Source organism: Myxococcota bacterium (assembly GCA_035498015.1).
GTDB lineage: Bacteria > Myxococcota_A > UBA9160 > SZUA-336 > SZUA-336 > VGRW01.
The window spans coordinates 1-10,874 of the sequence record DATKAO010000207.1 but is presented as its reverse complement, the minus strand read 5'-3'; the positions used below and the strand labels follow the sequence as shown (position 1 = coordinate 10,874).

The following is a 10,874-nucleotide window of genomic DNA, read 5'->3' as shown; positions in this document are numbered from 1 at the left end:
GTCTCGTTCCCGGCTGCGACCAGGAGCACGAAGAACGACGCGAGCTCCTGGTCGGTGATTCCCTGGCCGTCGATCTGGGCGTGCAGCATCTGACTGGTGAGATCGTCCTTGGGGTTCTTGCGCCGCTCCGCGCCGATCTCGTTCATCAGCGCGACCAGCGCGCCGCCCGCGTTCAGCGCGGCGATGATCGGGCTCGTGCCGGGAGTCACGTACTCCGGATCGCCCAGCCCGAGGATGATGTTGGTCTGGTCGAACACGAACTTTGTCTGACTCTCGGGAATGCCCATCATGTCGCAGATGATCCCGAGCGGGAGCGGGGCCGCGATCTTGGTCACGAAGTCGCACTCGCCCTGCTCGATCACCGCATCGATCAGCCCCTTCGCGCGCCGCTCCACGTCGTGGTGCAGCTTGCCGAGCGCGCGCGGCGTGAAGCCGCGCGACACGATGCCGCGCAGCCGCGCGTGGCGCGGGTCGTCCATGGCGATCATCGAGCCGAAGAACTCGTTCATCTCCGCGGGCAGGTCCGCGATGTTCACGCCCTTGCCCGAGCAGAACAGGTCCGAGCGCCGGCTCGCCGTGACCACGTCGGCATGCCGGGTCACCGACCAGTAGCCGGGCCCGCGCGGCAAGGGGATGTTCGGCGGTGGCTCGAACTCCTTGTGAAAGGCCATGGGCCGCTCGCGGCGCAGCAAGAGGAATGCACCCTCGCGCTCCTCGATCGGCAGGCTCCAGAACGCCGGATCGTCGAAGCGGATCGCGTCTACGCTCGCGGGAAGCTTGGGCTCGAACATGGGGACCTCCTCGGCCCCGTGAGTCTAAGTGCGAGCCGGGTCGATCTCAAACGGCCCGGTTCCGGGCCGCGGCCGCGCGAATCAGCGCCTTCAGCGCTGGCTCGTCGAGCGCGTCGCCCTCGTGGAAGTCGATGGCGCGGCGGGTGTTGCCTTCGAGGCTGGAATTGAAGAGACCCGCGGGGTCGGAAAGTGACGCGCCCCGGGCGAACGTCAGCTTCACGACGCTCTGGTAGGTCTCCCCGGTGCACAGGATGCCGTCGTGCTCCCACACCGGGACTCCACGCCACTTCCACTCCTCGACGACGTCGGGGTCGGCTTCGTGAATCAGCGCGCGAATCCGGGCGAGCAGCTTGCCCCGCCAGTCAGCGAGCTCGCGGATGCGCGCGTCGATCATGCGCGACGGAGACTCGCGCTTCCCCGACCCGCTCGTCTTCTTCATGCCCGGAATCCTAGATCAGCGGCGGCAGTCCCAGTGGTCCTCGTGTCGCCAGCAGTCACGTCCCCCGCCCGGGTCATGATCGTAGATCACGACGTTGGGGTCATGGTGATGTTCCGGAACGGGCACGGGCACGGGGAAACAGGCCACCGTTCCGAGCGCCAGGGCGCACGAGATCGTGAGGATGGTTCGCATGGGCTCGCCTCCTTGCTGGGTCGGAGACGAGCAAGCGGCGGGCCAGCCCGCGCGGGAGCTCCAGGGGACGCAGCGCCCCGCGCGGCTCTCGTGAAGACGGCTTGTAGAATCGAGCGGGCTGCGCTGGCGCTCACTCTCTCACGTCATTGAAGCGGCCCGGCGCAACGGACGAAGAGCGACCATTTCGCGTGCTTCGCGTCCACCTTGAACACCTCGAACCCGGCGGCGCCGATCCAGGCCACCGACAGCCTGACGGACTGACTCTGTTTCAGGGCGAGCTTGGTGTCGCTGGGCTGGCGCTCGTGGGACCGCCTGCGTTGAAGATCAGCCCTCGAGGCCATCGCCCAGCGCTCCGCTGGCCGTGAAGGTCGTGCACCGCGATCGATCGCACACGCATGAGCACTCTTCCGCACTCATCCTACGCGAAGGCGCTCACTCATGTCGGCGTATGCGGCCTCGATCAGCTTCGTGAGCGCCGCGCGATCGACGTTTCGTCCCGGGCCGAGCTTCACATGACGCATGAATTTGCCGGTGCCTTCCAGGAGACACTCCGGGTCGGCAAGCTCCGCCCCGCGAAAGAACCCGACGTCGACGTGTGCCCGGAACGCGTTCACGTAGCCGAACGCCGCATCGGAGACACACGCCGTGGGATGGCCGTCGTGCAACAGCTCCCGCACGTCGTCCCCACAGGCGCGCATGCACTCGAACCAGGTCCTGGCGATCCGGCCCAGCTCATCCGGATGCGCTCGCAGCCAGTCCTCGACCGCGGGGTCGTGCCGCGCTGCCGTGGGAAATCGCAAGAGCTGACCCAAGGGAGACCTCTCGGGTAGAGTACCCGGGTGAGAGTCCTGGTCACCGGCGGGAATCGCTACATCGGGCTCGACCTCGTGTTCGAGCTGGCCCGGCGCGGTCACGAGGTGACCGTGATCAACAGTCACCTCGCGCCCCTGCCCCCGGGTGCGCATCGCATCCACGCGGACCGGCGCGTGCCCGGCGAGCTCGAGCGCGCGCTCGAGAGCCACCGCGACGCGTTCGACGTGATATTCGACAACACGGCCTACGTGCCGGCCGACGTCGTGCCCATGCTCGAGCTGTTCCGCGGGCGCGTGGCGCACTACGTGTTCACGAGCTCGCAGGCCGTGTACCGGCGCAGCTTCGTCCAGCCGATCCGCGAAGACTTCCGCCGCCACGCGCCGGACGACCCGGACCCGCGCAAGGCCTACGGCGTGGGCAAGGTGCAGTGCGAAGACCTTCTGCTCGGGGAATGGCGCGCGAGCCGCTTTCCCGCGACGTGTCTCCGCGTGGGTCACACCCTGGGACCCCGCAGCCCCCAGGCGACGCGCGACCCCGCCTTCTTCGCCCGGCTCGAGTCAGGGCGGCCGATCCTGATTCCGGGTGACGGCTTCGCGGCGCTCCAGCTCGTGCACATCCAGGACGTCGCGCGCTTCATGGCGGCGCTCGTCGGCAACGAGAAGGCCTTGGGCGAGTGTTACAACGTGTCGGGTGGGGAAGTCACCAGCATCGTCGGCGTCGTGCATCTCATCGCGCGCGCGATGGGCGTGAAGCCGATCCTCGTCGAGGTCCCGATGGACCTCGCGCGCAAGCAGCGCCCGCCGCTGGTGCACTGGGGCGAGGCGCTCACCGGCTCGGCGCTGCTGTCGATCGAGAAAGGCCTGCGCGACGTCGACTGGACGCCGCGCTTCTCGATCGAGGACGGCTACCGTGACTCGTACGAGTGGTATCGGCGCGAGGGGCGCGCGCAGTATACGTTCGACTTCGCGGCGGACGACGCGCTCTTGGCCGAGCTCGGACGCGCCGGCTGACTCAGTCGACCAGGAACTCGCCCAGGAGCTCGCGGAGCGCCGCCATCTCGGCCGCGACGCGCTGGGCCGTACCCAAGGCCACGCGCGACACTCCGCGGTTCTCCTGCGCCGAGCGATCGACGGTCGCGACGACCACGCGCGCGGCGCCGGCGATGCCGGCCGCGTCCTCGACCGAGCTGGAGAGCCGCCCCGCCACCGCCGTCAGCTCTTCGAGGGCACGGGCCGAGCGCCCGCTGGCGTCGGCCGCGCTCGCCACCGCGTGCGCGATCGCATCGGTGCGTCCGACCACCTGGGAGAGATTCGAGGCGATGTCCGCGCTGGTGGAGGTCTGCTGCTCGACGGCAGTCACCACGCTGCGCGTGTTCTCCTGCATCTGATCGATCAGCGCCATGATGCGCTGGATCGCCTCGAAGGCGGAGCGCGACGCCGACTGGACGGACGAGATGCGCGTGTCGATATCCTGCGTGGCGAGCGCCGTCTGGCGCGCGAGATCCTTCACCTCGTTGGCCACCACGGCAAAGCCGCGTCCCGCCTCGCCTGCGCTCGCCGCCTCGATGCGCGCATTCAAGGCCAGCAGGTTGGTCTGGTCCGCGATCTCGCTGATCAGACCGACGACGTTGCCGATCTCGTGGACCGAGTCGTTCAGCGCCTCGAACGCGCCGGTGGTCTGCCGCACGCTGCTCCCGGCGTTCTCCGCGATGGTCGCGGAGTGACTCGAGCTCTTCGACACGTCGGCCAGCGACGCCGAGAGCTCCTCGACCGCGGCCGAGACGGAGCGGATCAGCTCGTTCACCGAATCCACGTCCGCGCGCGCCGCCTCCATCTCTGCGCGCACGGTGCGTGAGCCCGTCGCCAGCTCGCGCACCCCGTCGCTCGCCTGCGCGGCGGCCGCAGCCGCCGTCGACAGGCTCTGCGCCGCGCGCTCGACCTCGCGATCCATGACCTGCGAGCTGTCACTCAGCTCCGTCGAGCTGCGGTCGATCGTCTGCGCGACCGGCTCGAGCTCGGCGACCGAGCGCGCGAGCGTCTCGACCGTGCCCTTGACCCGGCCGACCAGGCCGCGCAGCGACTTCGCCAGGCCCCCCAGCGCGCGAGTGGCGCGCAGGATCTCGCTCGAGCGACCGTCGTCCTGCCGCGCGTTCTCTGCAGTCGCATCTTCGCCGACCAGCGTCGCGGCGAGCCGGACCGCTTCCGCCAGGGGGCCGGTGATGTTGGCGGCGATGCGATAGGCGAGGCCCGCCGAGGCGGCGAGCGCGGCCACCACGAAGAGCAGCGCCAGCGCGCGCTCGCGCTCCAGGCTCGCGCTGCGCGCGTCGAGCAGCTTCGACAGCTCCGACGCCGCCACCCCCCACAAGCTCTGACTCGCGTCGAGCGCCCGGGTCGCCGCCGCCGACACGTCTGCACGCAGAGCCCCCGCATCGCGCGCCGCGGTGAGCTGCCGCGAGCTGGCGAGCAGGCCGAGCAGCGACATGCCGTGGCTCTCCAGCGCGGGTGGCAGCAGCCGCTGCAGCGACTCACTCGTGCCGTAGAAGCTTGCGTCGGAGCGGAGCGCCGTTCGCCCGCTGGCCGCCGCGTGCTCCAGGTCGTTCGCCTGGATCAGCGCCGCCAGCGTGTACACCTCGATGCGGTCGCCGTCGTCGAGCGGCCGACCCGACGGCGCGGTGCCGCTCTTCGCCAGCAGGCCGTCGAGGTGCTGCATGCTCTGCGGGATCACCACCGTGGTCAGGTCCATGAGGTAGTAGGAGTCGAGATCCGGGTCGAGGATCAGGGCGGAGCTGTCGCCCACGTGAGAGATCAGCGCGAGAACCCGTGCCCCCAGCTCGCTCAGCTTGGCGTCGCGGTCGAAGCCGGAGTCTCCCCCGGAGGCCGAGATCTCCCGCCAGGCCGCCTCGAGCTTCCCGAGCTCGAGATCGTCCTTCTCGTGAGCGGCGAGTGACTCCGCCGTGGTCTCGAGGCGCTCGCCCAGCTCCGCCTGCAGCGACTCCAGCGCCTGGAAGCTGGCATCGACCACCGCGGCGGCCTCGCGCTCCGCGCCCGAGCGAACGCGCGAGAGCGCGGCGTAGCTCACCAGCGCGACCTGCATGTCCACCAGTGGCTTCTGGTAGCGCAGCCCCGCCTGCTCGAGCCGCGCGATCGAGATGTCGTGCGTCAGGTTCCGGCTCAGCAGCACGAGTGACAGGGTGGTCGGGAAGAGAAACGACGCGCCCATGAGCAGAAGCATCCGCCCGACGGACATCTGCCCCAGTCGCATCTTGCCTCTCCCCCGAACGGAAGCTCGGTCTACGGTGCTTCGTCCGGATCGAGGTTCGACTCAAACTCGCCGCACCGACACGGCGGCGGTACGCTTCGCCGCAGGAGCTGCCCATGATCCAGGACTACCCGCCGTCGCGGGCGCCGACTTGGCGCCTGGTCACCCAGGAGGCGCTCGGACTGCTGGCGATCGGCGCGCTCTACCCGTTCGGGCTCGTGCAGTCGCAGGCACGGACGCCGCGGCGCCGCGAGCAGCGCACCGTCGTGCTGGTGCACGGCTATCTGTCCAACCGCTCCGCGCTGCTGCCGCTCGCACAGTACCTGCGCTTCCGCGGGCTCGGTCCCGTTCTGTCGTTCGACTACGCGTCGAGCGCGGGGGTCGAGCCCGCCGCGGTGGCCCTGCGCGAGTACTTGCGCTGCCACGTGCGCGGCGGCCGGATCGATCTGGTGTGTCACAGCCTGGGCGGGCTGGTCGCACGCCTGTACCTGCAGGAGCTCGGCGGCGCGCGCCGCGTCGACCGCTGCATCACGCTGGGCACACCGCACGCCGGCACCTACAACGCGTACTGGCTCTGGTCGCGGATCGGGCGCGAGCTGCGGCCCGACTCGGCCCTGCTCGCGCGCCTCGCCGCCTCCAGCCCGGCCGCGGCCTCGGTCGACTTCCTGTCGATCGTGGCCGGCTCCGACAGTCTGGTGATCCCGCGCGTCTTCGCGCGCCACGAGCGCGAGATCCACGTCCCCGACGTCGGCCACCTCGCGCTGCTGTTCGCGCCCGCCGTCCTGCGCCGGGTCGCAGAGCACCTGCGCGAGTCCCCGAGCCCGTGCGAGCGTCTGGCGCGATGAGTGAGTCGAGCTCGCGAGCCCGGACTCCCCTGCGCTTCGGCATCCTCGGCGCGGCGCGCATCGCGCCGATGGCGTTGACCCGTCCGGCGAAGAGCGTGGCGGAGGCGGAAGTCCTGGCGGTCGCGGCGCGCGACCCCGCGAAGGCGCGCGCTTTCGCGGCCAAGCACGGCATCCCCCGCGTGCACGACTCCTACGAAGCCTTGCTCGCCGATCCCGAGCTCGACGCGATCTACAACCCGCTTCCCAACGGCTTGCACTGTGAGTGGACGATCCGCGCGCTGCGTGCCGGCAAGCACGTGCTGTGCGAGAAGCCGATCGCCTCGAACGCCGCCCAGGCGCAGCAGATGGCCGACGTCGCGCGCGAGACCGGGCGCGTGCTCGTCGAGGCCTTCCACTGGCGCTACCACCCGCTCGCCCAGCGTGTGAAGCAGCTGCTCGCCGACGGCGCCATCGGCGCGCCGCGCCACTATGAGGCGGTGCTCGCCATTCCGCTCGGCTTCATGCGGAACGACATCCGCTGGAGCTGGGAGCTCGCGGGTGGCGCGCTGATGGACGCCGGCTGTTACACGGTCTCGATGGTGCGCCACCTCTCCGAAGCAGAGCCCGAGGTCGTGAGCGCGCAGGCGCTGCTCTGGTCGCCGCAAGTGGACCGCCGCATGGACGCGAAGCTGCGCTTCGCCGACCGGCGCAGCGCCGCGATCATCGCGTCGATGTGGTCCCGTACCCTGCTCAAGATGGCGCTGCGCGTCGAGGGAGAGCGCGGGGAGATCCGCGTCTTCAACCCGATCGCACCGCACTTCTACCACCGACTCAGTGTCCGCACGCCCAAGGGCAAGACGGTCGAGCATGTGGCGGGCGAGCCGACTTACACCTGCCAGCTGCGCGCCTTCATCGACCACGTGCGCAACGGCACGCCGGTCCCGACCGGCCCGGACGACGCCGTCGCGAACATGCGCGTGATCGACGCCGTGTATCGCGCCGCCGGACTCCAGCCGCGGGCGACCTGACTCTCCACGGCCGGGGCGACGCGGCCGGGCGGCGAGAGTAGAGTCCGGACATGAAGAATCGCGAGCTGATCGAGCGGCTTCGAGAGCTGCCGGACGAGGCCGACGTCCGGATCTGTGGCGAGAACCTGGACGAGCGAGCCCTCGCCGTCGACTTCTTCATGCCGGGCAACGCGGTGCGGATCTGGATAGACGAGCGCGACCGCGAACGCGAGGACTGACTCGGTCTCGGAGCCCTGCGCTCCCCGCAGCCGAGGTAGACTCGTCCAACCGTGACCACCCCCGCGTCGAGTGCGATCCGGATCGACCCCGCCACCGGACGGAAGTCCTTTGCGACGCGTGCGGCGAAGGCGAGCGACCGCATCGTGGGCAAGGGCTACTCGGTGCAGACCGACGCATCGCTCACGACGCTGCCCGAGCTCCCGCCCGGCGCCGTGTTCAACGCCGAAGAGCAGGCGAAATACCGCGCGTTCAAGGAGGTGCGGCGCGGCGCGGCGGACTACATGGCCATGGAGGGCGAGTTCGCCCGGTACCTCGACGACGTCTACTCCGCGCCGCCGGTGCCGCGAGAAGCGCTCGAGGACGAGTGCGAGGTCGTCGTGGTCGGCGCCGGGCTGGCGGGGCTCTTGCTCTGGCACAAGCTCCAAGGCGCGGGCTTCACGGACGTGCGCTTCTGCGAGAAGGGCGGCGACGTCGGCGGCACCTGGTACTGGAACCGCTACCCGGGCATCGCCTGCGACGTGGAGGCCTACAGCTATCTGCCGCTGCTCGAGGAGATGGAATACATCCCGAGCATGAAGTTCGCGTCGGGCTTCGAGATCCTGGAGTACTGCCAGCGCATGGCCGAGAAGTTCGGCTTCTACGAGCGCTGTCTGTTCCACACCACCGTCCTCGAGACGGTCTGGGACGAGGCGGCCGGGCGCTGGACCGTGATCACCGACCGCGGCGACCGCATGCGCGCGCGCTTCGTGATCCTGGCCAACGGCATCCTGACCAGTCCGAAGCTCGCGCGCATCGAGGGCATGAGCACGTTCCGCGGTGACTCGTTCCACACCTCGCGTTGGGACTACCGCGTGGATCTCACCGGGAAGGTGGTCGGCATCATCGGCACGGGCGCGACGGCCGTGCAGGTGATTCCCGAGATCGCCCGCATCGTGAAGTCACTCTACGTCTTCCAGCGCACGCCCTCGTCGATCGACGTACGCGACCAGCGTGCGACGAGCGAAGAGGAGTACAAGAGCTGGCCCAACGAGCCAGGCTGGGCGCGCGCACGCCGCGCGCGCTTCGCGAAGATCTCCAATGGGCGCACGGCGCTCGAGGCGAATGACGACTACCTGGCCGGCAAGGTGCCCGACTGGAAGGAGCGCAAGCAATACGAGCGCGCGCTCAGCATGGAGGAGCTGCTCGAGAAACAGCTCGACACCAACTTCCGGATCATGGAGCAGATCCGCGCGCGCGTGGATGCGATCGTCCAGGATCCCAAGACGGCGGCGGCGCTGAAGCCCTACTACCCCTGGGGCTGCAAGCGGCCGACTTTCCACGACGAGTTCCTGCCCACCTTCAACCTGCCGCACGTTCACCTGGTCGACACCGCGCCGCGCGGCGTGCAGCGGATCAACGAGAAGGGCGTGGTGCACGACGGCGTGGAGTACGCGCTCGACGTGCTGATCTACGCCACCGGCTTCGAGTGGATGGCGACCTCGACCTTCAACATGATCCGAGGGCGCGAGGGCCGCACGCTCAAAGAGAAGTGGGAGACCGAGGGCACCAAGACCTTCCTCGGGCTGCACAGCGCCGGCTTCCCCAATCTGTTCATCGTCTCGGGTCCGCAGGGAGGCGGCGGCAGCTTCAACTTCACCGACGCGATCGACGCGCACGCCGACTACATCGTGTGGATGCTCGAAACCATGCGCAGCCGCGGCGCGCGCGTCGTCGACGTGAGACCCGAGCCGGAGCTCCAGTACGCGGAGCACTGCCGGCAGGCGGACGTTGCGACCGCGCCGCTCCGTGACTGCCTCTCGTATTACAACGGTCACGGCGACGCCAAGCCTGGCAGCCTCGCGTACTACGGCGGCAACCGCTGGCACAAGTACCGGCGCGAGGCGCAGGAGACACTCGCGCCGTACCTGTTCGGCTAGGGCCAGGAGTCCGAAGCTTCCGCGACCAGGGCCGCGGCGTCTCGCGGCAAGAGCACGCCCGACTCGACCGCGCGCTTGGCCGCGGATTCGAACTCGGTCCGAAACGCGACCTTGTCGCCGTACAGCGCACGCAGCTTGTCGGCGTCGAACGGGCGGCATGACCCGCGCAGGTACGAGAAGATGTCGGGCGCGCGCGGGATCGAGGAGTTGGTGGCGATCGGCACCTCGACCTGCGGCAGGCGGATACCGCCCTTGGCGATGCCGTGGGCGTCTCGAACCACCTGCGGCGGATCGCCGGCGAACTCGAGCTTGGGTTGCCTCGGCGGTGGCGTGCCGTCGGTCAGCCAGCGCTGCATGTGGTGGAAGGCGGCCTCGTAGAGCGGCGTGATCGGGATGCGGTTGATGCCCTCCGGCAGCGGCGGCGCCTTCACGCGATCGCGAAGCAGCTTCTTCTGCCGCTCGCGCGTGACCTGATCCGAGACATGGCAGGTGCCCGCCGACTCCCAGTAACGGAATGTGTCGGTGTCGGGCTGTCGCACCGGGTAGCACGCGATGGCCTCGAGCTCGGAGTTGACCACGAAGACCGGCACGCCCAGATCGTCGCGAAGCTGGTTGCTGCCGCGCAGGCCTTCGCCCGACCGCGGGGGACTCAGGCGATTGAGGTCCACGACGGCGTCACCCACTTGCAGCGGGCTCCCCGAGCCGAAGTAGATCGCGAGGATGAAGCCGTCCAGTGAGCGCTCCAGCGGCTGCACGGCATTGAGGTAGGTTGCGAGCCGTCCCGCCGACTGCGAGGCGCCCAGCGCCACGACCCGCTCCACCTCGAGCCCGCCCATCGGATCGACGGCCTGCCGCGAGCGCTTCGGTCCCACGGCTCGCGCGCCCTGCGTGAAGATGTCGTAAGAGTAGTCGTCGCTCGGGATGACGAGATTGCCGTAGCGCCCCGGGTCCCACGCCGCGAGACCCTGTGGCTCCGGGGGCAGACCCACGATGCCCACCTTCTGCGTCGTCAGGCAGGCCAGCCCGAACCCGCCCTCGAAGAGCTCCAGGCTCTCGGCGCCGAACAGATCGTATCCCGCCGACACGTTGTTCCAGGTCAACACGACCGTGCCATTGAAGCGCGCAGGGTCGGTCGGCCGGTAGATCAAGAGGCGCGTGCGGAACGGAGCCGTGCCGGCAGGTTCCGCCTGCCAGTGACCATCGCGCGTGAGCTCCGCGCCGGTCGCGAGTCGGTAGCGCGTCGCCGTGCCTGTGAGCGCATACTCGGCCTCCGTGTAGCCAAATCGATCGGTTTCGAGCATCGAGGCGGCGAACGGGCGGCCGCGCCCCCCGGTGAGAAGCTCGACGGTCGGCTGCTGCATGTCATCTCCGATTCGGGCGTTGATCGACATCGA

The 10,874-nt window shown here is 69.5% G+C and carries 11 protein-coding genes; 5 read left to right on the top strand and 6 right to left on the bottom strand.

Translation table 11 applies throughout. The features are described from left to right. The 4 genes from VMR86_18350 to VMR86_18335 form a co-directional block, all read right to left on the bottom strand. Positions 1 to 791 (bottom strand): cytochrome P450 (locus tag VMR86_18350; protein ID HTO09017.1); only part of this gene is annotated, 791 nt, incomplete at its 3' end. 46 nt (positions 792 to 837) lie between these two features. Beyond that, positions 838 to 1,230 (bottom strand): DUF1801 domain-containing protein, encoded by a 393-nt coding sequence (locus tag VMR86_18345; protein HTO09016.1) that lies wholly within the window; start codon positions 1,228 to 1,230, stop codon positions 838 to 840. A 15-nt stretch (positions 1,231 to 1,245) separates the two neighbouring features. After that, positions 1,246 to 1,422, bottom strand: coding sequence for a hypothetical protein (locus VMR86_18340; GenBank protein ID HTO09015.1), 177 nt, complete (start codon positions 1,420 to 1,422; stop codon positions 1,246 to 1,248). A gap of 413 nt (positions 1,423 to 1,835) precedes the next feature. Beyond that, a complete protein-coding gene (locus VMR86_18335) occupies positions 1,836 to 2,234 on the bottom strand; it encodes a DUF1801 domain-containing protein (protein ID HTO09014.1) in 399 nt (132 codons plus the stop codon). 27 nt (positions 2,235 to 2,261) lie between these two features. Here VMR86_18335 and VMR86_18330 point away from each other — a divergent pair, with 27 nt between their 5' ends. Beyond that, the gene (locus VMR86_18330) at positions 2,262 to 3,245 is read left to right on the top strand and encodes an NAD-dependent epimerase/dehydratase family protein (GenBank protein HTO09013.1); all 984 of its coding nucleotides are present in this window, start codon (positions 2,262 to 2,264) and stop codon (positions 3,243 to 3,245) included. A gap of 1 nt (position 3,246) precedes the next feature. On the opposite strand, the gene VMR86_18325 is transcribed toward VMR86_18330, so the two are convergent. Then, positions 3,247 to 5,496 (bottom strand): methyl-accepting chemotaxis protein, encoded by a 2,250-nt coding sequence (locus VMR86_18325; GenBank protein HTO09012.1) that lies wholly within the window; start codon positions 5,494 to 5,496, stop codon positions 3,247 to 3,249. 113 nt (positions 5,497 to 5,609) lie between these two features. On the opposite strand from VMR86_18325, the gene VMR86_18320 reads away from it, so the two are divergent. Genes VMR86_18320 through VMR86_18305 form a run of 4 tightly spaced genes read left to right on the top strand, consistent with a single transcriptional unit; the run spans position 5,610 to position 9,480 of the window. Continuing rightward, on the top strand, positions 5,610 to 6,338 hold the full coding sequence (locus tag VMR86_18320; GenBank protein ID HTO09011.1) for a hypothetical protein: 729 nt from the start codon (positions 5,610 to 5,612) through the stop codon (positions 6,336 to 6,338). Continuing rightward, complete coding sequence (locus VMR86_18315; protein ID HTO09010.1) at positions 6,335 to 7,345, top strand: Gfo/Idh/MocA family oxidoreductase; 1,011 nt, start codon at positions 6,335 to 6,337, stop codon at positions 7,343 to 7,345. The genes VMR86_18320 and VMR86_18315 overlap by 4 nt, the downstream gene beginning before the upstream one ends. Before the next feature lie 50 nt (positions 7,346 to 7,395). Further along, on the top strand, positions 7,396 to 7,563 hold the full coding sequence (locus VMR86_18310) for a hypothetical protein (GenBank protein ID HTO09009.1): 168 nt from the start codon (positions 7,396 to 7,398) through the stop codon (positions 7,561 to 7,563). A gap of 51 nt (positions 7,564 to 7,614) precedes the next feature. Further along, on the top strand, positions 7,615 to 9,480 hold the full coding sequence (locus VMR86_18305) for an NAD(P)/FAD-dependent oxidoreductase (GenBank protein ID HTO09008.1): 1,866 nt from the start codon (positions 7,615 to 7,617) through the stop codon (positions 9,478 to 9,480). Here the strand turns inward: VMR86_18305 and VMR86_18300 are convergent. Continuing rightward, a partial coding sequence (locus tag VMR86_18300) for an alpha/beta hydrolase domain-containing protein (GenBank protein HTO09007.1) occupies positions 9,477 to 10,874 on the bottom strand: 1,398 nt, incomplete at its 5' end. The two genes, VMR86_18305 and VMR86_18300, sit on opposite strands and share 4 nt — an antisense overlap.

Bases quoted from the DNA above. Each gene is read 5' to 3' on its own strand.
- VMR86_18315 (HTO09010.1), top strand. From the start codon at position 6,335: ATGAGTGAGTCGAGCTCGCGAGCCCGGACTCCCCTGCGCTTCGGCATC.
- VMR86_18310 (HTO09009.1), top strand. From the start codon at position 7,396: ATGAAGAATCGCGAGCTGATCGAGCGGCTTCGAGAGCTGCCGGACGAG.
- VMR86_18340 (HTO09015.1), bottom strand. From the start codon at position 1,422: ATGCGAACCATCCTCACGATCTCGTGCGCCCTGGCGCTCGGAACGGTG.
- VMR86_18345 (HTO09016.1), bottom strand. From the start codon at position 1,230: ATGAAGAAGACGAGCGGGTCGGGGAAGCGCGAGTCTCCGTCGCGCATG.
- VMR86_18320 (HTO09011.1), top strand. From the start codon at position 5,610: ATGATCCAGGACTACCCGCCGTCGCGGGCGCCGACTTGGCGCCTGGTC.
- VMR86_18325 (HTO09012.1), bottom strand. From the start codon at position 5,496: ATGCGACTGGGGCAGATGTCCGTCGGGCGGATGCTTCTGCTCATGGGC.